Genomic DNA, 20,437 nt, shown 5'->3' on the forward strand with positions numbered 1-20,437 from the left:
GGGTGGTTATCGGGTAACTCGGTTGAACTATGGGTTCGTATAGCCTTTATCTATGTCACGAGGATTGAGAAGCATCACACTGCTGCAGCTGCACTACTTCATCGAGGTCGCAGCGGAAGGGTCGATCACGGCCGCTGCCGATCTGCTCTATGTCTCCCAGCCGACGATGTCGGCGGCAATGAAAGATCTTGAGACGCGGGTGGGTCGGGCGCTGCTCTTCCGGTCCGCCCGCGGTGTGACACTGACTCTGGATGGCGCGGAGTTCCTCGGGTATGCACGGCAAGTCGTTGAGCAGGCGGAACTCCTTGAACAGCACTATCTCGGTCGGCCGCCGTCGCGACGCCTGCTCGGCGTATCCGCGCAGCACTACTCATTCGTGGTTGATGCGTTCGTGCGGATGGTCAAGGCCAGCGATGCGGCCGAGTACGAGTTCTCGCTGCGAGAGACTCGCACCTGGGACATCATCGAAGATGTTCGTACGCTCCGCAGTGAGCTCGGCATTCTCTACCGGAACGACTTCAATCAGAAGGTCGTCGACAAATTGCTGCGGGATTCCGGGCTTGTCTTTCACCCGCTTTTCCTAGCTACGCCACACATCTTCATCTCCCGGAAGAATCCGCTTGCTGCCCGAAATCGCGTCACCCTTGAGGACCTGGCAGACGTTCCACGACTGACCTTCGATCAGGGAGCGAACAATTCCTTCTACTTCGCCGAGGAGATCCTCTCCACCCTGTCGAGCAAGCAGGAGATCAGGGTCTCCGACCGTGCGACGATCTTCAACCTCATGATCGGCCTCGACGGCTATACGATTTCGACGGGAATCATCAGCGATGACCTCGATCCAGAGATCGTTGCGATTCCGCTCGACGTCGACGAACGAATCGAGATCGGCTGGATCGACCATTCCGGCATTCCGCTCACCAAACAGGCCCGGCGCTACCTCGAGGAAGTTCGGGCCGTAATCTCGGGATTCGATCTCGAGCTGATCGGCTGACTCTGACATTGTTGTCTGCGCCCAAGGCGCTTCTGACGACTTGCGCCCCACGCGCAAGGGTGATTGCTCACGTAACCGTGCCAGGCCCTGCGCTAGAGTAGCCCCTGGCGTCAGCAAGTGATCGCAACGGTGAGATCTGATGCAGGTGGAATGCCAACCTGGAAGATCGAAAGTTGAGGACCGAATATGGCCAGCAGTACGAGTTTGCAGCAGCACTCGAAAAGCGGGGGAGTGGCAAAGACGCTCTGGGTCGTGGTGCTCGTCCTCGGGCTCATCCTGGGCGCAATCGCAGCGATCTTCGGACTCGCGTCGCTCATTCCCGGGCTTGGGTCTCTCAGCACGTTTGCCGCTCGGTTCGCGCCCACAGTGGCGCCGATAGCGGCTCTAGTGGGCCTGATCGTAGTCGGCGTCGGTATCGTGACTGTGCGCAGAAATCGTCGGCGTACCGGAGCCGTCACGACGGTGCTCGGCGGGATCGGTGCGGTCGCGAACATTGCTGTGGTCATCGTTCTCGTCGGCGCCATCACCTCGGCGGGCGGATCGGTCAATTTGTTGACTGCGACGTTCGGGCTCTCCGCAATGGATTCGGAGTCGCCCGATCGCCGGGAGGTGTATGACACGGCAAGCTCGGGGGACGCCCTCTCCCTGTCGATCTACGAGCCGGAGAATGCCCAAGGCTCGACACCGACCATTATGGTCGTCCACGGTGGTGGTTGGATCGCGGGTGAACCAAACGCAGTGAGTTCCGAGCTTCGTACCCTCGCCGACCACGGCTACTTGGTGGTGGCAGTCGAGTACGAACTTGCCACTGAGGAAAACGCGACATGGAATAAGGCCCCCGCGCAGGTTGCGTGCGCGGCGAGCTGGATTCAGTCTCACGCCGACACGCTCGGTGCAGATATGGATCGTCTCGCGTTCTGGGGTGAGAGCTCCGGAGGAAACCTGGTCGCCAACACCGCCGGCGCAGCAGCGGACGGAACCGCTGAGTCGTCGTGCGGTGGAAAGGTTCCCGCTCCAGCTGCGGTTGTCGCCGATTACCCCGCGTTCGATGTGACCGGTCTCTACGAGAACGCTCCTGCAGGCCCGGGCGCGGGCACAGGTTCGCGCATCTTTGCGACAAGCTACACGGGTGGCACACCAGAGGAATTCCCGAAACGCTACGCCACGGCGAATTCCGCCACGCACCTCACTGCAGGCGCCCCACCGACACTCGTGATGACTGCGATGCGTGATGACGTCATCATCCCTAGTGACCAGTTCGCGTGGGTCGACGCTGCCCGCGACCGTGGAGTCGATGTCGAGACGGCGCAGATTCCACTCGCGAACCACGCCTACTCGCAGAAGGCGAAGAACTCCCTCGGCAGCCAGGGACACCTCAGCATCGGAGAGGCCTACCTATCCGAACGACTTCGATAGCGCTGCGGTAGGGGCGAGGCAGCGGCTGCAGAAAGCCACCTCGACGGAACCATTATTCACGATCTGCACTTGCCCGCGATCAATCCGACAAGAACCAGGTGCAAGTGGGGGAGTCCGCCGCGTTCGACTCGATGGCTGAGGCCGGCACATTCATTGTTGAACGTTGATGACACAACGCGGTGCTATCGTGCCGTATGACCACCATCACAGTGAATGGCGTCGAACTCGGAATTGAGAGCTTCGGGCGCGACGAAGATCCCCTCGTGCTGCTCGCGGGCGGAACCACGATGTTGTCGTGGCCCGACTCGCTCTGCGAAAGGGTGGCCGATGGCGGGCGCAGAGTCGTTCGCTACGACCTGCGTGATTCCGGTGCTTCAACCACCGAAGAACCGGAGAACCCGACGTATGACCTGCGAGATCTCGCCGCCGATGCCGCGAACCTCGTCACTGCCCTCGGCGCGGAATCCGCCCACCTCGGCGGGCATGGTGTCGGAGGTATGGTCGCTCAGGTTGCGGCACTCGACCACCCGGGCGTCATATCGGCACTGACACTGGTGAGTACCCGACCGGTCGCGCCCGGACCTGTCGATGATGACCTGCCAGACCATGAACAGTCGGTGATGTCTGAAGTGTTCTCGCAGCCTCAGCCTGATTGGACTAACCGTCGAGACGTAGCCGAGTATGCAGCTGGCAGCGCCGCTGTTCTGGGCAACGATCCCGCCCAGGCTCACGAGATCGCCGCTCGGATCTGGGACCGAACTCCAACATCGGAGGTCTCGGTCCACCAGGCGAATCAGCTGGGCATGGTCTTCTCCCGGATTGAGTGCTCACCACGCTGGCGAGAGCGCCTTGGTGACCTGCGAATTCCCAGTCTGGTCGTTCACGGTCGAGCCGACCCCTTCTTCCCCGTCGGCAATGGCGAAGCGCTTGCCGCAGAGATTCCGGAAGCGCAGCTGCTGATCCACGAGGATATGGGGACGCAGATACCGGAGTTGGCGACCGCCGACATCGCGACCGCCATGCTCCGCCTCTGAACCCGAAAGGAATCTCTTGCGCATACTGCTCCCCGAATCGCTCATCCCCGTCTATCTCAAGGCCACAGGCGCGAATCGTCCGTTCGTAACCGAAGAAGGAGCACGCCGACGCATCGCTGAGCGCCTTCTTCGACCCGTCTCCTACGGTCCGCCTTCTCGCTTGGATGGTGTGCGTGTCAAGCGTCGCCTGCCCGATCCGAACGGGTGGCCGGTCTATGACGTTGAAGCATCGGCTGCTGCCGGCCACAGGGCGTCACCGAAGTCTGTTGTGGTCTACGTCCACGGTGGAGGTTGGGTCAACGAGATCGCCCCTCAGCATTGGACGCTCATCGCCCACATCGTTCGAGAGACGAATCAGCGCGTCATCGTACCGATCTATCCGCTGCTGCCTTTCGGCACCGCCCGTGAGGTCCGCGACGGCGTCGTGGACCTCATTCGCGCAGAACTCGACTTCAATGATCAGGTGCGCCTAGCGGGGGATTCCGCCGGTGGTCAGATTTCGCTTTCTGCGGCACTGCGGCTTCGTGACGAGGGAGTGAAGCTGCCGACCACGACGCTGTTGGCTCCGGCTTTGGACCTGACGTGGAAGAATCCGCAGATCGATGTGGTCCAGCCCTTCGACCCCTGGCTGGGCCGTCCCGGTGGACGCACCTTGGCCGAGGAATGGAGCGGTGAGGACGATCTTGTCGATCCGGTGGTCAGCCCCCTGTTCGGCGACATGGACGGACTCGGACCGCTGACGATCCTCACCGGCACGCGGGACATACTCAATCCCGACGCGCATGTGCTGAGGGACAAAGCCCGTGACGCCGGAGTGCCGGTGGAGTGGCACGAGGGCGAAGGACAGCTACACGTCTATGCCCTCCTGCCGACGAAAGCGGGGGACCAGGGGGCGAGGGCCATTGTGGAGAGCCTGAGACCGAGCACGTGAATCAGCCCAGCCCGAGACCGGGTGTTCAGCCCACCTCGGCGATGCGGGTGTACGGGTACTCAGAATCCCGGTTCTGAAAACTCAATATGCTCGGATTCTTGACCTCACCGTTCTGGATCTCGATCGCCCGGGAGATTGTGGGGACCTGTGTCCACGCATCCGGTCCTTCCATTACTGTGCGCAGATAGGGCAGGAGCGCTTCGCTGATCTCCCACGTCGCCGAGTTCCACAGGTATGACGGAGTGTGATCGACGGCGTAGTAGTTGACGCCTTGACCGACGGTGAACATCGGATTCTCGAACCCGGTGGGCTTTGCCCATTCGAAGCCCATGCCCTCATCGCAGGAAACATCGATGATGAGACTGCCGGGAGCGAACTCTTTCAGATCTTCAGTGCGCAGGTAGGTCATCGGCGCGGAGACGTTTTGGAGCGTGCAGTTGAGGACGATGTCGTGTGAGGCGAGGAAGGTCGGGAGGAGCACGTCGCCAGCGTCCGTGACCACAGTTGACAGGTGGGTCGGACCGTCGCCGGTATTGAGCTGGGTGATGTGCGCGCTGTGAATCGGCGAACCCACGGCCGAGGCCCCTCTTTGCGTGAGGACCTGAATGTCATAGATTCCCTGGGCCTTCAGCGCGGTGACAGCCCCTCGGGCGGTGGCGCCGAACCCGATGACGACAGCACTCATTCGCGGACCATAGTCACCGGTCGAACCGCGAAGGCTCAACGCGTGCTGGACAGAACAGTAGCCGGCGAGTTCGTTGTTCTTGTGGAAGACGTGCAGGCTGAAGTCTCCCTGACGAGTCCAATGGTTCATCGCTTCGAACGCAATAAGTGTGAGCCGACGGTCGATCGCGGTCTGCGCCATGGCCACGTCCTGCACGCAGTGCGGCCAGCCCCACAGAATACGGCCTTCGGGAATCGCCTCGACGTCCGCTGCCTGCGGCTTCGGCAAGAGGACGACCTCAGCGGACTCAATCACTTCGGAGCGTCCCGCGACTCGTCCGACCCGAGACTCGATGTAGCCGGGCTCCAGCTGAAAGTCCTCAGCGTAGCCGCGTTCGACGATCATGCGAGCTCGCACTTCGGGGTGGATGCGATCGAGGTGGTGAGGGTGAATCGGGAGTCGGCGTTCGTTCTCCATCGAGGACCCGGCGAGCAGGCCCAGGGTGAGGAGACCGCTGGTGGGTGTTTCATCATTCGCAGAGGCGGTTGAGTCGGCAGTGGTCATGTGAGCGGTGCCGGTCATCCGGCCTCCCATCGTTGGGGAACCAGAGTCAGCTCCACCTTCGACTATACGCTGGACCCGACGCCCGCCCGCACCGGGCTACTTCGCGGTCAGAGAGCCTGCTGCGTAGGCGGCCTGGCCGACGTGAACGGCAGCGTCGTCGATGATCGACGCCAGCCGTACTCCGCGAGTGACCGGAGGAGTCCAGTTCTCGTCGATCACTTCGCCGAGGTCGGTCTCCGAAAGTTTGCCGACGTAGCGGCCCAGCGCACTGAGCGTGGCTTCCAAATAGTCGACGAGCAGCCGCTGATCATCGACCTTGATCTCAGCCGCCTGCTCGGGCGTGTGCCCGAGACCGACCGCATCGCCTGGTTCTCCCAGCCCGAAGCGATCTCGGAACTTCGTCCACACCTGCTCGTCACCGGTGAGGTCGGAGAGCTGGACATCAACCTCACGCCCGCTGTGCCACAGCAGCCAAGCAATCGAATTGGGATGGCCACCAGGGTGGGCGTTGAGCTGATCGGCGGTGAGGGCTGGCAGATTGTCAGCTGCATCGACAGGACGGTGGGCCAAATCGGTGAGGATCTCAATGCTGTTCATAAGGCCCATTGTGCTCCTCGTCAGCCTTCATGTCATTCGGAGGGGACGTCAGTCCAGCCGTGGCCGTCTGCGGTTCTGCTTGATCTCGGAACGACGTCGTTCGGCCCGGACTCTGCGGCGGCGCGAGTTCCGTGATGGTTTGGTGGCACGGCGTTCCACGGGTGGGGCGAGTACCTCTCGCAGGAGCTCGGCGAGTCGCTGTCTGGCGGCATTGCGATTCCTCAGCTGTGAGCGCTGTCCTTCGGAACTGACTGTCAGCACGGTGCCCGCGAGCCTGGCCGAGAGGCGCTCGAGCACTCGGAAACGCTGCGTTTCGGTCAGCGCGGTGGTCGCGCCGAGGTCGAGGCTGAGTTGAACTTGGGAGTCTGAGGTGTTGACGTGTTGCCCACCGGGTCCGGACGAACGCGAGAACTGCTCCGTGAGATCTCCTGCTGGGACCACGAGTCCGACGGGTATGCCGGGGCCGGCAGGGACTCTCAGGTCATCCACGGAATTGGTATCCTCACATGCCGATCAGCGGCGATTGCCGGTGTTCATGATCTCAGTTTAGAGTTCGAGCTCTTCACGCAGTCGCGGCACAACCTGCTTTTCCGGCCGGATGCCTGACTTATCGGCGTAGAAGGCACGGATGCGATCCATGTCGGCAGCGAAGTCACCGGTGATGTCGATCGTGGGTCCGAGCCCGGTGGTCATCGTGGTCCGATCGACGTAGCCGAGTGTGACCGGCATGCCGGTCTTCTCAGCAATCCGATAGAAACCGGACTTCCAATGGGTATGTCCACCGCGGGTTCCATCCGGGGTGACGACCAGGCCGAAGACCTCGCCGGCATGGACACGTTCGATCACCTCGGTGACGATACGGCTGGGATCGGAACGGTCGACGGGGATGCCGCCGAGCCCGCGCATGATCGGGCCACGCCAGCCTTTGAACAGGCTGTGCTTGCCCAGCCAATGCACCTCGATTCGCTGAGTCCAGGCGATCGAGAGCATGAGGACGAAGTCCCAGTTGGATGTGTGAGGGGCGCCGATGAGCACGGTGGGTCGATTCGGGGCAGGCTGGGTGACCAGCTTCCAGCGGCTGAATGTCCAGAATGCGCGGGCAGCAAGGCGTCGAAGCATAGTGACTACGTTAGAGGACATTGCTCGCCTGAAGTGAATCCGAAGACACCACCAGAGGAGTCAACGAAGTGTCGCCTCTTCGGACGTCTGTTCAGCAGATGATGTGCCTTGGCCACCGCTTCGTCGGTTCGGCCACGGTGCCATCCGGCTCAGGAGCCCATCGCGCAGCACCAAGGTATGGAAGAGGACCGCGCACATATGAGCCGTGAACGCCGCGAAGAGCAGATAGGCGCTCACCGAGTGACCGATGCGCAGCAGACCGAAGAGGCTCGCGTGTTCCGGTGCGATGGGCGGCAGTTGCAGCGGCCCGAGGGACACCGGATCGCCTGCCGCGGACACCATCGCCCAGCCGGTCAAGGGCTGGACCAGCAGCAAGGTATAGAGCAGGAACTCGGAACCCTTTGCCACGAGACGTTCGAAAGGCCCCATCGTGCTCATCGCCGGTGGTGGTCGGTGCAGGAACAGGTTGACGATCCGAATCACGACGAAGATGAGGATCACGATTCCCAGGGGTCTATGGAGAGCCAGCAAGAAGGGGTGGTAGGCCAGCGATGCCATCATCACAGCCGCGATGAAGAGCTGAAGGACGACCATTGCCGCCATGAGCCAATGGAGGATACTCGAGGGCAAAGCGTATTGGGTGTTTGCTCGATTACGCACGACGCACCGCCTCGGCGTCGATCTTGCTCGGGTGGTGAGTTTCGGAGGATCGGCGGGCGAACGACTGGGCGTAGACCGATGACCTGGCCGCAAGAAGCGGGTCGTCCAAGGGCTTGATCCCGTCGGGCAGGATCAGCGGATCGAAATTGATATCGCGCGCATTGCCTGGTGACTCAGTATGAATCGACTTGATCGTCACGGTGCCCGCGTCGATCGTGCGTCGATCATCTGGCCACGGTTTGGTGGCGTCATCCGTTGGGTCTTCTGGGCGACCCAGCGTCAGGACAAGACGCCATTGCAACGGCGTGCTGGCAGCATGGATGAGGTTTTCAAACAGGTAGTCCTCCGACGACTGTTCTCCTGGAGGCTTCTTCGAATCGTCCGGCTCCTGCGGGACAAGCATCCACCTCACCGGCACCGTCTGACCGGCCTCATTCGTGAACCCGAAGGCGTTGAGTCCCCGGTAGGTGGTGTTCTCGAATCCGGATGCCGGTGGATGCTGATGGACGATCTTCATGGCAGCGACCGTCTCAGGATGATCGTCCAGATAAGCCTTGACCAACTTCTGGTCAGGCTTTCCCGTCTTGAGATCTGACTTGGACGCGACCAGACGATCGACGAAATTCTGCGGTGTGCTGTCAAGGAACACAGGGATGCTCACCATCGCCGTGCGCCATTGTTCGCGCTGCGGCAGATCGAACTGCAGACCCAATCCGCGCACGACAGACGCCTTGTCGGGTGCGCACGGCAATCCTCCGGAGAGCGAGAACCGGCCGGTCACAGGATATGTTCCGGACTTGAAGACCGTGGCCCTGGAGATTTCCGCTCCATTTCCGTTACTCGTGAAATAGCCCGTTGCGCTCACCCCCTTTGCGTGATTGCGTCGGAACCCCGCATGGCGGCCGAAGACGTGTTCGAAACGATCGGCGAATCGGGCCGGAGTGAGCTTTTCGGGGGTGAGCACACCGCGAGCGAATCCGAATCCGCCGATGGTCAACGCACCGATTCCGCCGACTGCAGAAATGCCGAGCAGCGCGCTGCGACGGTTGACTGGTGTGGAGGACGGGGGAGGGACGTAGGGTAGGTCTTCGGTCATCTGTTCTCTTCTCCAATCGACGTGAGCGTCTGTGCCTGTGCGCGTTCAACCGTCTTGCGCGCCAGCGCCAGGGACGGATCGATGATCTGCAAGTCGCATTCGAGATGCGTGAGGACGACGGAGATCTCGGTGCACGCTGCGATCGTCACGGTCGGCTGTCCATTGCCGAGGTGCCTCAGAACGGTTTCGACATCGTCGCGCACATGTTGTTCAGCGCATCCGGCTTTGATTCGGTAGATGATGTCCATCAGCAGCTGCTGCATGTCGGGAGAGGGGAGTCTCGGGTGTAAGCCAGCAGCTTTCAGGGCTCGCTGATAGAGACCGGAGGCGATTGCCGCATCAGTGGCGAGCAGCCCGATGGAGCCTCCGTGTCCGGTCTGTGCCTGCACCGCAGCCTCGACTGCTGCATCGATGATGCTGATGAACTCGATGTCCTTGCCGCGTACAGCCGCCGGCATGTAGATGTGAATGGTGTTGCAGGGGACCACGAGGATCTCGGCCCCGCAGCCGATGAGTCGGTCAATTCCCTGCGAGAGCCAAGGAGTAGGGTCAGCCCCTGTGCGATCGAAGGCACGGGACCGATCCGGTACGCTCGGATCTGCCCACAGGGCGACTCGTAGATGTTCTTGATCCCGTGTTGCTGGTGTGGCGCGGACGAGTTTGTCATAGAAGTCGACGGTCGCAGCTGGCCCCATTCCGCCGAGTATTCCGACGGTGCGCCCTCCCACTGTGGGCTCAGGCCGGTACATCGGCGAGTACTGCGTTCGGGTAGGCGTACAGTGCGGGGGAGCCCCCGGTATGGATGAAGAGAAGATTTTGCTCGGGCTCAAACTTGCCTGACTGCACGAGATCGATGAGACCGGCCGCGGTCTTTCCCGTGTAGACCGGATCGAGGAGGATTCCCTCCGTACGGGCGAAGAGTTGGATTGCGGCGGTCATTTCCGGCGTGGGCAGAGAATACCCAGGACCGACATAATCATCACGGACAGTGACCTCGGTGGCGGGAATATCACCGCCACCGCCGCCCAGTATCGATACGGCGTTCGCGAGCCCCAGGATCTTAGCTTCCTGAGCGTGTTTCTCGGCGCGCACGCTGATGCCTGTGATCTGAGTCGTGCTCCCATTTTCGGCGCAGCCTGCCACGAGTCCTGCGTGGGTTCCGCCGGACCCGCTCGAGCACAGAATGTGGTCGAAGGTCAGACCGCTGTCGAAGGACTGCTGCATGATCTCCTGCGCACAGGAGACGTAGCCCAGGGCACCCAGCGCATTGGACCCGCCTCCTGGCACCACATAGGGAGTCCCACCATCTTTACGGACGTTTTCGGCGACGCTGCTCATGGATTCGTCGAGGTCTGTGCCTCCGGGCACGACGGTGATCTGGTCTGCACCGAGGAGTTTGAACAGGAGATTGTTGCCGCTGGCGTCCGGATCGTAGGAACCTTCCACTCTCTCTTCAAGGACCAGTCGGCACCTGAGTCCCTCCTTCACTGCCGCAGCCAGCGTCAGCCGACAGTGATTGGACTGGACCGCGCCGGTGGTGATGATCGTGTCTGAGCCCTTGGCCAGCGCATCGGCGATGAGGAATTCGAGCTTGCGGGTCTTGTTCCCGCCCGATGCCAGCCCGAGCAGGTCATCTCGTTTGACATAGATGCGGGGCCCGCCGAGGTGGCTGCTCAGTCGTGGAAGGAACTCAACGGGAGTGGGTCCTTCCGTATAGCGGCGGCGGGGGAATTGTGAAAGCTGCATCTGCTTCTCCTTATCGGTGTCAGTGCTTTGTGATGCTGGTGGTGTGGGGGCGGACAGTCTGTCTGTTCCACCCGGTCAGGACTGATGTCAGAAGAACGACGAGCAGTCCCCAGGCATAGGGGTTGAGGAAGGCGGCGGCGATGCTGGGAGCCGGGATCCCGTGTTCTGTCGCAGTGGCGAGGACGGTGACGTACCAGACGATGACGGCGTTGTGCCAGGGCAGCATGTAGAACACGGTGTTCGCGCTGCAGTCGAGCAGGTTCGCTGTTCGGGTCGGGGCCAAGCTGTGGCTCAGGCCCAGCGGGCGGGCCAGAGTCGGACCGACCAGAAGAATTGCCGGAGCATTTGAACCGAGCGGAATTGTGAACAGGATCGTCACCGCGATGATCGTCAGCTCGGCGCTGCGGACTCCCTTGGCTGCGCGGGCCTGCAACAGATGGAGGACCTTGCCCATCAGTCCGCTGTCAGTGAGCAGCTGGGCCAGCGCAAGAATGAAGAGCACGAGGATGACGGCCGCACTGACTCCTTGTATTCCGTCTTCGATGAGACCTGTGGAACCGCCCTTCTCCGGTGGGATGGCGAATATCTGGGCTGGATGAAGGAGCCCGGTCGCCAGCCCCAGAGCGATGCCGGTCAGGGTTCCCCATGTGAGCGAGGCGATGATGTGGTGACCGCGGATCGCCAGGACGATGACCAGGGCGAAGGGAATGAGCATAACCAGACCTAGCGGTGTTGAGTCGGCGGTGAACTTCTCAGGCGCTGTGGTTCCTCCGCCACCGAATATTGCGAAGACCACAATGGAGATTCCTGCGGCTGACAGAGCCAATGGCAGGCGCGTTCGGACGACATCGCCCATCCGAGCCTTCTGGGTGTATGCCGAACTGATGGTTGAGTCCGAGACAGGGGCGATATTGTCCCCGAAAGCACCCCCGGCGATGATGGCGATGGCCAGCATTGTGGGGTCAGAGCCCAGGTTGACGCCGGCAGGGTAAAGGACCGGGACCATAGCGATCACGGTCCCCACGCTGGTCCCGGTGCCGGCCGCGAAGATGCAGGCCAAGACGAATGCGAGGACAGTGAATAGGCCGCCATGAACCCCGGTCTCCAACCCGAGCCAGAGCAGTCCTTTGGCAAGGCCGCCGCCGCTGAGGAGGGAGCCGAAGATTCCAGCGAAGATGAATGCTGTGATGATCACCGCACCTGTCTGATCGCTGAGTCCGCGAATGATGGAGTCGGTGAACTTTCGTCTGGTCGTGCTCAGGATGAGACCGACTACGATTGCCGCCCAGCCTCCGACCCAGAACCCGGAGATGGTTGCTCGTTCTTCGAGGGAGAGCCAGACAAGCACACCCACGAACACGAGGGCCGGAACCATCGCGACGATGGGGCCGCCCCGCATCTTCACCTGGACGTTGGTCGACGAATCAGGGGAATTGTCGTCCTGGAAAGCTCCTGCAGACATCGAGTACGCCCTCACGCTCATGGATCAGATTTTTGATTTGATTTAATTCAAAGATACGCGCGAGGAATGGTGGAGTCAATGCTCTGAGCACCATCGGGGTGGGTTATGCGGGAGAGGCGCCGTCGTTCTGGGAAAGGTATTCAGCCAGGGAACGGCTTGCTTCTCTCACATGTCTCCGGGTTGTCTTCTCAGCTTCTTTGGCTGATCCGGCGCGGATTGCTTCGATGATCGCAGCATGCTCGATGAGGGAGGACTGGACGCGTCCGGGAACACGCGAGGAGACATTGTTGCCGATGCGGACTTGACCTAAGAGGTTCTCCGCCAGTGACCGCAATCGATGATTCCCTGAATTACCCCAGATCGTCTGATGGAAGCTGACATCCAGATCTCGATAGGCGGAGATGTCCCCGGCGGCCACCGCGAGACGTTGGCGCTCCAGCAGATCCTCCAGCGTGGTGACGACCTCAGCTCGTTCATCAGACTGGGCGACTCGGCGAGAGGCGACGCTGTCGATGACTTCGCGGATCTCATAGATTTCGAGAATGTCTTCCAGGCTGAGCTTGGGTACGAAATAGCCACGATGTTCCTGGGCAACGAGGAGACCCTGCCGTTCGAGCGCAGCCAGTGCCGTGCGGATCGGTGTCGGTGACAGCCCGATGGCATCGGTGATGGGCGCAACGGTCACACGGCTGCCAGGAGGAAGCTCGCCGGAGAGGATGAGGCCGCGAACGTGGTCATAAGCGACCTCCAGGTAGCTGTTGCCGCGAACCGGAGATGACCCCTCGGGTAGCATTTCCCAACTCCTCCAGTGACAGACCGCCATCGCGCCCAGACTGACGCAACTTCATTCTTCACACCTTAGTGATATTCCAGCCCTCATCTTAATTGGGCAGGCGGGAAGAATTGGTACGTTGGCATCATGGGATTCAATACAGCCATTCTCATTGCCGATTCCGTATTGACTGTCGACACCTTGAAAACGCTCAATCTCGTCCCTGTGGGGGAGCAGATCACCGCCGAGGCTGTTCTGCTCACTCCATCTGACACCCGCGCCTGCGTCGTCAGGGAAGGTGAATCGACGATCATTCTTGACGGGGGAGAGGCGCTCACGACCGCCGCAGACGAGGGCAGACTCGGCATACCGGGCACAGCCCACTTCGCCGCCACTGTTTCAAGTGTCGACTTCAGCGAGTACTCCGTGGTGAGCAACGGCGAAATCGTGCGTCACCTGCGTTACGAAGACGGGGAGACGACGATTGACGACGGCGAACCTGTCCCCGGAGAATCGCGGTGGCTGATCACGGCTGACGACGGCGACGGTGAGACCCGAACGGGCGAACCGGCTGAGGCCGAGGCCGAAGAGAAAGTTGAGGCTGAGGTCGAAGTCGACGGTGACATCCTGATCCAGAAATTTCCAGAGGCGGCCGGGCTGTCCCCAGACCTTGACGTCTTCGCTCTGGTTGGAGCCGCCTACGACGCGTTTGAGGAGCAGGGGGAAACGGCAGACCCCGGTGCCCTCGAAGGCGAAGAGACGGGGGAAGAACACCGCGCGAACCGGCCTGGGTTCTTCGGACGTCTCTTCGGCCGGTGAGGCACGGCGGATACAGCAAAATCGCAGTGCAACCTCGGCGATGGGGGTGTAAGTCCGATTGAGGAGACCTCTGGTTATGGGCGATTCATCGGATCTGCCTCGCATACCGTGCGTGCGCTGCAGTTAAGAGCTCGAACAATTGACGGTGTGAGAACTCGAATCCGGTGCGGAGGGTGATCCGTCGAGCGAAGAGGCCGGTGCGGCCACGTCGCTGGACGGAATCTCGAGTCAGGTAGTAGATGACGTATTTGGGTCCTGGCCTCGGGGTGACAGTGTCGAGAGTGATCCGTTCGATCTCATTCCACGACACGAACGACGCCGGTAGAAGCGTCCCTCGGTGGGACTCCACGAGGCCGGCATTGGACACCACGAGCGCATCTGCCCGGCGGAGGCGATAGCCGATTGCGATCGGAGCCACGACAAGACAGCCGATGATGCCGATGGCGAACGCCCACATCCGCGGATTGAAGGCGAAGAGCACCCAGCTGACATTGCGTTCCACACTGCCTGAGACGATGAGGACCGAGAGGCCGACAAGTACCGCGCCAATCACGAGCGCTATGAACAGAATGACGATGAGTTTCCGGGACGAGGTTCCCACGACGACACTTCGCCCACGATCCATGGCATGCAGGGCAGCAGTGGTGTTCAGGGGCCTCGACATGCCTATGAGAATACCCGTTGTGGAATAAATCGCGGCCATTCGGGGCTGTTCCCAATGACAGTGCCACCAGCACATCGACGAAGGAGGAACACATGTCTGATGCAGACCGCGTAGTCATTCTCGGAGGCCACGGAAAGATCGCGCTCATGGCAGCACCCAAGTTCAAGGAAGCCGGATACTCGGTGGATTCCGTCATCCGCAACCCGGATCAGAGCGCCGACGTCGAGGCAGCGGGCGCACACGCTGTCGTCCTCGACATCGAATCGGCGGATACGGACAAGCTCGCGGAACTCTTCACCGGAGCAAAGGCCGTGGTCTTCTCGGCAGGTGCCGGCGGCGGCAACCCCGATCGCACCCGGGCAGTCGACCTCGAGGCAGCTAAGCGCTCCATCGACGCCAGCGTGCAAGCGGGAGTCGATCGCTATGTCATCGTCTCCTATGCCAGCGCGGGAGTCGACCTCGACCGGGTCGATCCGGACAGCTCGTTCTACCCCTACGTCCAGGCCAAGCACGGAGCCGATGAGCACCTGCGTGCCAGTTCGCTGAACTACACCATCCTCGGGCCGGGGGGTCTGACCCTGGAACCGTCGCAGGGCAGCGTGCTGCTGGCCGATGACTCCGGTGACGTCGACGGCACGACCCCGGATAGTGACACCCGAGTGACCTCACGTGAACTCGTCGCTGATGTCATGACCCATGTCATCGCGAACGATGCCGCGAAGCGAGAGACCGTGAACTTCTACGACGGTGACACCCCGATCGCCGAGGCTGTGAAGTAAGACTTCGCAACACAGACTTCGCGAGACACAGTGGGGAGATCGAACTCAGCGTTCGATCTCCCCACTGTCATTCACAAGATTGTCACGCGCACGACCTTTACGCGCGCGACTGTCGTGCTCTCGACGTTGTCAGCCTCGATCTTTCCTGTTCCAGAGCTGGTGGGTCAGCCCACTCGACGAGCCGACAGTCTCGATCGTGAAGCGGTCCTCGATGCCGCTGATGCCCTCCCACAGAGAAACCCCCGTGCCCAGCGTGATCGGCACGATCGCCACATGCATGAAGTCGATGAGGTCAGTGGCAAGGAACTGGCGAATGGTCGACGGACCACCGCCGATGCGCACGTCAAGGCCGTCCGCGGCGTCGACCGCCTGACTCAGGACCGCCTCGGGGGTGTCATCGACGAAATGAAAGCGCGTCCCATTGGGAAACTCCATCGACTCCCGCGGGTGGTGAGTAAGGACGAAGCACGGAGTCTTGAACGGCGGTTCCTCGCCCCACCAGCCGCGCCACCCATCGTCGGGCCATGGCCCCTGCTGCGGCCCGAACTTCTTCCGACCCATGATCTCGGCGCCGATGCCTTGACCCCACATCGCGAACAGCGCACGATCCAATGTCACGGGCCCATCGACGCCGCCGATCCCCTCGATTCCTCGTCCGTCGAACCAGCCGAACAATGCTTGGGCACCACCGATCGGCTCGTCAAACGTCACATAGTCACCGGCGGAATAGCCGTCGAGTGAGACGAATTGACTGTGGACGCGTGCTCGAACCATGATCACTCCGATGTGATTGTCAGCGATGATTGAGCCAAGCGTAGAGTATAGTGATTGCTGATTGCAACCACTTGGGAGGAAGATTTGCGAAGCGAACCGCGCTCGGGCTGCGCGATCAATGCGGCCGTCGAAGTCCTCGGTGATTCCTGGAGCCTTATCGTGCTCCGCGACATCATGTTCGGCAATCGGCGCCACTTCCGCGAGCTCCTCACGCTCAACGACGAGTCAATCGCCTCGAATATGCTCTCCAGCCGCCTGAAGAAGCTGGTCGACGAAGGCCTGCTGACCCGGGCCGACACGATTCGCGGCCAAAAGGCCGCCTATTCCCTCACCGAGGCGGGGATCCAAGTCGTGCCGGTCATGGTCGCACTCGGTGCCTGGGGGATGAACCACCGCCCGACCTCTCCCGAGCTGACCGTGCGCGCCCGAATTCTCGCTGAGTCGCCAGAGCTGGTCGATGATCTCATGGACGAACTGCGCGAGGCCCACCTCGGCGTTGCGCTGCCTGAGTCTCCTCGTCCACGGGCCTCGGAGCGTCTGCAGGCCGAGTTTGAGGCTGCTCTCCGAAGGCCGTGATCAAGGGGTTGATTCGGCGCGGCGCCTCGCAAGCGTCACTTGAGGTGAGAGTCGGGCGGTGTGCGGCGAGGGGGCAGTGCGAGGTGATCCAAATGGCTGTGAGCGATGATCGAGACGATCTCGATCAGCTTGCCGTCAGCGACCGTGCATGCCATGAGTCCAATTGTGCGGCCGCTGGCAGTCGATACCAGGATGCCGGGTTCACCGTTGACGCCGACCCGACGAGCCTCAATCTTCTCCGGATCCCCACGCCTGACTGCGGCCAGCACGTCGTTTGCCCCCAGCTGAACCGCGTGGCCATGGGCTGTGCAGCGATGCCAGGTGACGTTTGGATCGAGAACATGCAGCAGGGCGTCGAAGTCACCCTCTCGGGCAGCTGTGAGGAATGCATCGACGGTCGCGCGCCTCTGCGTCAGGTCCCCACTGGGGGCAGGAACATCTTTGACCTTGCGGCGAGCACGGCTGGCCGCCATCTTCGCAGCCGCACTTGAGCGACCGATGACCGTGGAGATTTCCGCGAACGGAACTGCGAACAGGTCGTGAAGGACGAAAGCGAAACGCTCTTCTGGCTGCAGTGAATCGAGCACAATCATCATCGCGGGGCCAAGTAAGTCCGTCTGGATTGCGATATTTTCCGGGTCGTCCTCGTCGTCAGTGATTGCGGCGTCGGATATCCAAGAATCAAGAGACGATTCGCCGCGAGACGTGCGACGGCGCAGAACATCGAGACAGATGCGTCCGACGACCCTGGTGAGCCAGGCGCCGAGGTTGTCGATGTCCTCAGGGTCTTGTCTGTCCAGTCGGATCCACGCCTCCTGCACGGCATCCTCCGCGTCGGTGCCCGATCCGAGCACCTTCGCTGCGACTGCGGTGAGCCGCGGTCGATGGGTTTCGAAGTCCGAGGTCGGGAGAGATTCCTCGATGGCTGTTACCTTTCTGCGCCGCGCTGCGTCATCAGGGTGAAGGCCCGAACGGGCACATACGAACACGAAGGAACGTGATGATGAATATCGTACTGTGGATTCTCGCTGACGTGCTGGCGATCGCATTCGGAATCGGCGGAGCCGCTCAGATCACTCTCACCAAGGAACGCTACCGTTCGCTGGCTCACAGCCAGCACTGGGTCGATGACTTCGGTTCGGGGCACGTCAAGGCGATCGGAACGATCAAGATCGTCGGCGTGATCGGTCTTATCGTGCCTCCAGTTGTCGGCATTCTCCCCATTCTGTCGCCACTGGCCGCATGTGGGTTGATGCTGGTGATGGCAGGGGCGGCAACGACGAGATTCCGGCGCAGCGAATGGGGCCTGATGACCGGCGACACGATCTATCTGCTGAGCTTCGCATTCCTCGCCTGGGGCCGATTCTCATTGGCACCATTTGGTATGTGAGTGCGAAGAAGGTCTTGTCGGGACTGGGGGGTGTGTGCTTCCATGGAGTAAGTGGTTGCGAAATGCAATTACTTTTACAATCAAATGTACTCACCGATCTCAAAGGAGCGATCATGTTCACCGGACTGATGGCCAGCATCACCGTCAAGGATCAGGACCAGGCGCGGGACTGGTATACGAAGGTCTTCGAGCGCGAACCCGACGCCACTCCCATGCGCGGACTGCTCGAATGGCATTTCGGAAGCGAATTCGGGATCCAGGTCTGGGCCGAGCCACAGCGTGCTGGATGCTCGACCGCTGTCATCGGTGAGTCGGACCTCGACGCGCGTGCCGCCCGACTGGCAGCCGCTGGCATCGACCATGGCGGACCGCAGCCGGGCGGAGGTCAGCGGATTCTGCAGATCGCTGACCCCGACGGCAATCGAATCGTCTTCTCAGGTAAGTGAGGCAGGGGCTCTGATGAATCCCACGACCGACACCATACGACTGAGTACAGAGATCACACGTCCCCGTGGGGACGTGTGGGCGGCCTTCGTCGACACCGAGGCCAGGCAGCAGTGGAGCGCACCAGCCGGGGAGAGGCTCATCTACGACCGTGATGACTTCCGGTCCGGAGGCAGTGCGGAATATCGGTGCGGAAGCCCCGAAGCGCTCGAGTTCAGTGCGGCCGTCGACTACATCCACGTCGCAGAGGAGGAGTTCGCCGTTCACACCGACACGGTGTGGCACGGGACCGAACTCCTCGCCACGGGCATGATCACCTGGTCCTTCGCCGACGTCCCCGTGGGGACGTCAGTGACGATCGTGAATCAGGTGGTGTCCTTCGTCGGTGCCGACATGATCGATGGCAGCCGGAAGGGTCACCGAATCGCCCTTGAACAGCTAGGCGCCTTCCTCGCCGGTCCAGGGCAGGTCGGCTCCAGCGCGACTGACGGTGATGGCCGCTCGACGTGAGGCATTCTCGCCGAGGCGAGTGAGCGCGACCTCATCCAGGTCCCGAAGCTGTGGACTTGTGCCGTACAGATCGTGGACCAGGGAGGTCATGAAGGTGTCTCCGGCCCCGATCGTGTCACTGACCAGCACAGTTCCTGTCGGAACACTCACCCTCGCCGAGGCGGTCGAGAGGATCGAGGCTTCCGCTCCGCAGGTGAGTGCGACCAGTTTGGCTCCAAGGTGAAGGATCTGGTCGATCTGAGCATCAGCGCTCTGACCGGGATAGAGCCAATTCGCGTCGACATCGCTGAGTTTGACGACATCAACCCGTGAGGCGAGGGACTCGAACCGAGCCAGTCCGTGCTCATGGTCTCCGATGATGGAGGGGCGGATATTGGGGTCGAAGCTCAGGAGTGCTGAGGAATCTCGTCCAGCCTGGAGCAGAGAATCGACGGCGCCGGCGCCGGGGGAGAGGAATGCTGCAATCGAACCGACATGGATTGCCGCCCAGTCGCCGTTGTCGACCAGTGACGCGTCGGGGTCCCAGCGCAGCGAGAATTCGTATTCGGCTGAGCCATCTCGTGACAGCAATGCTCGTGCCGTCGAGGTCGAGCCAGTCGGGCGAGCATGCACCCGAACGTTCGACTTCCGCAGGTGAGCCAGCAGGAAACCGCCGTGAAAGTCGTCTCCGACATCGGTGAGCAGCTCAACATCGTCGCCGAGGCGACCCAGGCCGAGAGCGACATTCGCCGGAGCCCCGCCCGGGGAATAGCGATCCGGTGTTCCGGCCGAGCTGACGATGTCGATGAGGGCCTCACCGATGACAAGAATGCTCATGGGGTCGATTCTATGCGCACGAGACTGTTCGGGTGTCTCATCAGCACGAATAGTACATTTTTAGTTCACCGGTCAGTTGTGCTGTCAGTTCATGTCAGTGGCGTCTGGAATCGTTGCCGCATGGACAAAGACACCATGGAATCAGAAGTCAGAACGATCGTCGATGCCGCCTCAGCTCGCATCCTCACACCGCGGGAGGGGGAATGCTTGGTCTGCTACGTCTTCCGCCAGCTGGGAGAATTCGGCTGCGACGGCACTCATCGGTTCGCCCAGACCTTTCGGGACCGAACGGCTCCTCGAGCCACTGCCCTGATAGAACGTTTGGGAAGCATGGGTGCCTGCTGCTGTGACTGCGAGGTATTCAACAACGCCTACACCTTCTCAGAACGCCCGTGGATCACCGGGGCATCATTCGGTGCAGACATCGGCACCGGGTTCGAATCCCATGAGCCGGTCGACCTACGTGAGGAGTTCGGCATCAACGAGCCTCCTGCAAAGATCTTCTATCTGTGCTGCCAGTTCGTACGTCGAGGCTCGACACAGCCGTGCCCGAACTGGGTGCGAATGAGTCGGTGGTGAGACACAGTGACATGAGATTCCGGCAGAATAG

General features: G+C 61.4%; 25 protein-coding genes. 11 read left to right on the top strand and 14 right to left on the bottom strand.

The window, feature by feature from the left end:
* Positions 1 to 52: 52 nt before the first annotated feature.
* The 4 genes from LQ788_RS08595 (at position 53) to LQ788_RS08610 (ending at position 4,375) form a co-directional block, all read left to right on the top strand.
* Positions 53 to 994: a LysR family transcriptional regulator gene (locus LQ788_RS08595; protein WP_231446755.1), complete on the top strand. Its 942-nt coding sequence runs from the start codon at positions 53 to 55 to the stop codon at positions 992 to 994.
* 186 nt (positions 995 to 1,180) lie between these two features.
* Positions 1,181 to 2,410 carry an alpha/beta hydrolase gene (locus LQ788_RS08600; protein ID WP_231446757.1) on the top strand — a complete coding sequence of 410 codons (1,230 nt, stop codon included), beginning with the start codon at positions 1,181 to 1,183 and terminating at the stop codon, positions 2,408 to 2,410.
* Between the two features lie 194 nt (positions 2,411 to 2,604).
* The gene (locus tag LQ788_RS08605; protein ID WP_231446759.1) at positions 2,605 to 3,444 is read left to right on the top strand and encodes an alpha/beta fold hydrolase; all 840 of its coding nucleotides are present in this window, start codon (positions 2,605 to 2,607) and stop codon (positions 3,442 to 3,444) included.
* Positions 3,445 to 3,460: 16 nt separating this feature from the next.
* Entirely contained in the window at positions 3,461 to 4,375 is a 915-nt protein-coding gene (locus tag LQ788_RS08610; protein ID WP_231446761.1) for an alpha/beta hydrolase fold domain-containing protein, read from the top strand.
* A gap of 25 nt (positions 4,376 to 4,400) precedes the next feature.
* On the opposite strand, the gene LQ788_RS08615 is transcribed toward LQ788_RS08610, so the two are convergent.
* The 10 genes from LQ788_RS08615 to LQ788_RS08660 all read right to left on the bottom strand — a co-directional run bounded on the left by LQ788_RS08615 (position 4,401) and on the right by LQ788_RS08660 (position 13,076).
* The gene (locus tag LQ788_RS08615) at positions 4,401 to 5,621 is read right to left on the bottom strand and encodes a N(5)-(carboxyethyl)ornithine synthase (RefSeq protein WP_231446778.1); all 1,221 of its coding nucleotides are present in this window, start codon (positions 5,619 to 5,621) and stop codon (positions 4,401 to 4,403) included.
* Between the two features lie 78 nt (positions 5,622 to 5,699).
* A complete protein-coding gene (locus tag LQ788_RS08620; protein ID WP_231446780.1) occupies positions 5,700 to 6,200 on the bottom strand; it encodes a mycothiol transferase in 501 nt (166 codons plus the stop codon).
* A 48-nt stretch (positions 6,201 to 6,248) separates the two neighbouring features.
* Complete coding sequence (gene arfB, locus LQ788_RS08625) at positions 6,249 to 6,689, bottom strand: alternative ribosome rescue aminoacyl-tRNA hydrolase ArfB (RefSeq protein WP_231446782.1); 441 nt, start codon at positions 6,687 to 6,689, stop codon at positions 6,249 to 6,251.
* Between the two features lie 57 nt (positions 6,690 to 6,746).
* Positions 6,747 to 7,319: a 1-acyl-sn-glycerol-3-phosphate acyltransferase gene (locus LQ788_RS08630; RefSeq protein WP_231446784.1), complete on the bottom strand. Its 573-nt coding sequence runs from the start codon at positions 7,317 to 7,319 to the stop codon at positions 6,747 to 6,749.
* A gap of 60 nt (positions 7,320 to 7,379) precedes the next feature.
* Positions 7,380 to 7,979, bottom strand: a complete 600-nt coding sequence (locus tag LQ788_RS08635; protein WP_240372085.1) for a cytochrome b — start codon at positions 7,977 to 7,979, stop codon at positions 7,380 to 7,382.
* Complete coding sequence (locus LQ788_RS08640; RefSeq protein WP_231446788.1) at positions 7,972 to 9,075, bottom strand: catalase family peroxidase; 1,104 nt, start codon at positions 9,073 to 9,075, stop codon at positions 7,972 to 7,974. The genes LQ788_RS08635 and LQ788_RS08640 overlap by 8 nt, the downstream gene beginning before the upstream one ends.
* Entirely contained in the window at positions 9,072 to 9,824 is a 753-nt protein-coding gene (locus tag LQ788_RS08645; RefSeq protein ID WP_231446790.1) for a cysteate racemase, read from the bottom strand. The genes LQ788_RS08640 and LQ788_RS08645 overlap by 4 nt, the downstream gene beginning before the upstream one ends.
* Positions 9,811 to 10,821 (bottom strand): D-cysteate sulfo-lyase, encoded by a 1,011-nt coding sequence (locus tag LQ788_RS08650; RefSeq protein WP_231446792.1) that lies wholly within the window; start codon positions 10,819 to 10,821, stop codon positions 9,811 to 9,813. The genes LQ788_RS08645 and LQ788_RS08650 overlap by 14 nt, the downstream gene beginning before the upstream one ends.
* 19 nt (positions 10,822 to 10,840) lie before the next feature.
* Positions 10,841 to 12,304, bottom strand: a complete 1,464-nt coding sequence (locus LQ788_RS08655; protein ID WP_231446794.1) for a Na+/H+ antiporter NhaC family protein — start codon at positions 12,302 to 12,304, stop codon at positions 10,841 to 10,843.
* Between the two features lie 82 nt (positions 12,305 to 12,386).
* Complete coding sequence (locus LQ788_RS08660; RefSeq protein ID WP_231446796.1) at positions 12,387 to 13,076, bottom strand: GntR family transcriptional regulator; 690 nt, start codon at positions 13,074 to 13,076, stop codon at positions 12,387 to 12,389.
* A 126-nt stretch (positions 13,077 to 13,202) separates the two neighbouring features.
* On the opposite strand from LQ788_RS08660, the gene LQ788_RS08665 reads away from it, so the two are divergent.
* Positions 13,203 to 13,874 (top strand): hypothetical protein, encoded by a 672-nt coding sequence (locus LQ788_RS08665; RefSeq protein ID WP_231446798.1) that lies wholly within the window; start codon positions 13,203 to 13,205, stop codon positions 13,872 to 13,874.
* 85 nt (positions 13,875 to 13,959) lie between these two features.
* Here the strand turns inward: LQ788_RS08665 and LQ788_RS08670 are convergent, their stop codons facing one another.
* On the bottom strand, positions 13,960 to 14,538 hold the full coding sequence (locus LQ788_RS08670) for a PH domain-containing protein (protein ID WP_231446800.1): 579 nt from the start codon (positions 14,536 to 14,538) through the stop codon (positions 13,960 to 13,962).
* Between the two features lie 92 nt (positions 14,539 to 14,630).
* Here LQ788_RS08670 and LQ788_RS08675 point away from each other — a divergent pair, with 92 nt between their 5' ends.
* On the top strand, positions 14,631 to 15,317 hold the full coding sequence (locus tag LQ788_RS08675) for an SDR family oxidoreductase (protein ID WP_231446802.1): 687 nt from the start codon (positions 14,631 to 14,633) through the stop codon (positions 15,315 to 15,317).
* Between the two features lie 129 nt (positions 15,318 to 15,446).
* Here the strand turns inward: LQ788_RS08675 and LQ788_RS08680 are convergent, their stop codons facing one another.
* Positions 15,447 to 16,091, bottom strand: coding sequence for a dihydrofolate reductase family protein (locus tag LQ788_RS08680; protein WP_231446804.1), 645 nt, complete (start codon positions 16,089 to 16,091; stop codon positions 15,447 to 15,449).
* Positions 16,092 to 16,175: 84 nt separating this feature from the next.
* On the opposite strand from LQ788_RS08680, the gene LQ788_RS08685 reads away from it, so the two are divergent.
* Positions 16,176 to 16,667: a winged helix-turn-helix transcriptional regulator gene (locus tag LQ788_RS08685; RefSeq protein WP_231446807.1), complete on the top strand. Its 492-nt coding sequence runs from the start codon at positions 16,176 to 16,178 to the stop codon at positions 16,665 to 16,667.
* Between the two features lie 35 nt (positions 16,668 to 16,702).
* On the opposite strand, the gene LQ788_RS08690 is transcribed toward LQ788_RS08685, so the two are convergent.
* Positions 16,703 to 17,656 (bottom strand): sigma-70 family RNA polymerase sigma factor, encoded by a 954-nt coding sequence (locus LQ788_RS08690; protein ID WP_231446809.1) that lies wholly within the window; start codon positions 17,654 to 17,656, stop codon positions 16,703 to 16,705.
* An 11-nt stretch (positions 17,657 to 17,667) separates the two neighbouring features.
* On the opposite strand from LQ788_RS08690, the gene LQ788_RS08695 reads away from it, so the two are divergent.
* The 3 genes from LQ788_RS08695 (at position 17,668) to LQ788_RS08705 (ending at position 19,011) form a co-directional block, all read left to right on the top strand.
* Positions 17,668 to 18,057: a DoxX family protein gene (locus LQ788_RS08695; RefSeq protein ID WP_231446811.1), complete on the top strand. Its 390-nt coding sequence runs from the start codon at positions 17,668 to 17,670 to the stop codon at positions 18,055 to 18,057.
* Positions 18,058 to 18,170: 113 nt separating this feature from the next.
* Positions 18,171 to 18,503 (top strand): VOC family protein, encoded by a 333-nt coding sequence (locus LQ788_RS08700; RefSeq protein WP_231446813.1) that lies wholly within the window; start codon positions 18,171 to 18,173, stop codon positions 18,501 to 18,503.
* 13 nt (positions 18,504 to 18,516) lie between these two features.
* Positions 18,517 to 19,011 carry an SRPBCC domain-containing protein gene (locus LQ788_RS08705; protein ID WP_231446815.1) on the top strand — a complete coding sequence of 165 codons (495 nt, stop codon included), beginning with the start codon at positions 18,517 to 18,519 and terminating at the stop codon, positions 19,009 to 19,011.
* Here LQ788_RS08705 and LQ788_RS08710 read toward each other — a convergent pair.
* A complete protein-coding gene (locus tag LQ788_RS08710) occupies positions 18,940 to 19,827 on the bottom strand; it encodes a carbohydrate kinase family protein (protein ID WP_231446817.1) in 888 nt (295 codons plus the stop codon). The two genes, LQ788_RS08705 and LQ788_RS08710, sit on opposite strands and share 72 nt — an antisense overlap.
* 120 nt (positions 19,828 to 19,947) lie before the next feature.
* Between LQ788_RS08710 and LQ788_RS08715 the strand changes: the two genes are divergently transcribed.
* A complete protein-coding gene (locus LQ788_RS08715) occupies positions 19,948 to 20,406 on the top strand; it encodes a DUF2695 domain-containing protein (protein ID WP_231446819.1) in 459 nt (152 codons plus the stop codon).
* The last annotated feature ends 31 nt before the right edge of the window (positions 20,407 to 20,437 follow it).

Origin of the sequence: Brevibacterium zhoupengii, assembly GCF_021117425.1 — a bacterium.
GTDB classification, from domain to species: Bacteria; Actinomycetota; Actinomycetes; order Actinomycetales; family Brevibacteriaceae; genus Brevibacterium; species Brevibacterium zhoupengii.

What these genes read in the sequence shown, in the direction of transcription:
- LQ788_RS08595 (WP_231446755.1), top strand. Translation starts at nt 53, where the DNA reads ATGTCACGAGGATTGAGAAGCATCACACTGCTGCAGCTGCACTACTTC.
- LQ788_RS08600 (WP_231446757.1), top strand. Translation starts at nt 1,181, where the DNA reads ATGGCCAGCAGTACGAGTTTGCAGCAGCACTCGAAAAGCGGGGGAGTG.
- LQ788_RS08605 (WP_231446759.1), top strand. Translation starts at nt 2,605, where the DNA reads ATGACCACCATCACAGTGAATGGCGTCGAACTCGGAATTGAGAGCTTC.
- LQ788_RS08615 (WP_231446778.1), bottom strand. Translation starts at nt 5,621, where the DNA reads ATGACCGGCACCGCTCACATGACCACTGCCGACTCAACCGCCTCTGCG.
- LQ788_RS08620 (WP_231446780.1), bottom strand. Translation starts at nt 6,200, where the DNA reads ATGAACAGCATTGAGATCCTCACCGATTTGGCCCACCGTCCTGTCGAT.
- LQ788_RS08630 (WP_231446784.1), bottom strand. Translation starts at nt 7,319, where the DNA reads ATGCTTCGACGCCTTGCTGCCCGCGCATTCTGGACATTCAGCCGCTGG.
- LQ788_RS08640 (WP_231446788.1), bottom strand. Translation starts at nt 9,075, where the DNA reads ATGACCGAAGACCTACCCTACGTCCCTCCCCCGTCCTCCACACCAGTC.
- LQ788_RS08645 (WP_231446790.1), bottom strand. Translation starts at nt 9,824, where the DNA reads ATGTACCGGCCTGAGCCCACAGTGGGAGGGCGCACCGTCGGAATACTC.
- LQ788_RS08650 (WP_231446792.1), bottom strand. Translation starts at nt 10,821, where the DNA reads ATGCAGCTTTCACAATTCCCCCGCCGCCGCTATACGGAAGGACCCACT.
- LQ788_RS08655 (WP_231446794.1), bottom strand. Translation starts at nt 12,304, where the DNA reads ATGAGCGTGAGGGCGTACTCGATGTCTGCAGGAGCTTTCCAGGACGAC.
- LQ788_RS08660 (WP_231446796.1), bottom strand. Translation starts at nt 13,076, where the DNA reads ATGCTACCCGAGGGGTCATCTCCGGTTCGCGGCAACAGCTACCTGGAG.
- LQ788_RS08665 (WP_231446798.1), top strand. Translation starts at nt 13,203, where the DNA reads ATGGGATTCAATACAGCCATTCTCATTGCCGATTCCGTATTGACTGTC.
- LQ788_RS08670 (WP_231446800.1), bottom strand. Translation starts at nt 14,538, where the DNA reads ATGTCGAGGCCCCTGAACACCACTGCTGCCCTGCATGCCATGGATCGT.
- LQ788_RS08675 (WP_231446802.1), top strand. Translation starts at nt 14,631, where the DNA reads ATGTCTGATGCAGACCGCGTAGTCATTCTCGGAGGCCACGGAAAGATC.
- LQ788_RS08680 (WP_231446804.1), bottom strand. Translation starts at nt 16,091, where the DNA reads ATGGTTCGAGCACGCGTCCACAGTCAATTCGTCTCACTCGACGGCTAT.
- LQ788_RS08695 (WP_231446811.1), top strand. Translation starts at nt 17,668, where the DNA reads ATGATGAATATCGTACTGTGGATTCTCGCTGACGTGCTGGCGATCGCA.
- LQ788_RS08700 (WP_231446813.1), top strand. Translation starts at nt 18,171, where the DNA reads ATGTTCACCGGACTGATGGCCAGCATCACCGTCAAGGATCAGGACCAG.
- LQ788_RS08705 (WP_231446815.1), top strand. Translation starts at nt 18,517, where the DNA reads ATGAATCCCACGACCGACACCATACGACTGAGTACAGAGATCACACGT.
- LQ788_RS08710 (WP_231446817.1), bottom strand. Translation starts at nt 19,827, where the DNA reads ATGAGCATTCTTGTCATCGGTGAGGCCCTCATCGACATCGTCAGCTCG.
- LQ788_RS08715 (WP_231446819.1), top strand. Translation starts at nt 19,948, where the DNA reads ATGGACAAAGACACCATGGAATCAGAAGTCAGAACGATCGTCGATGCC.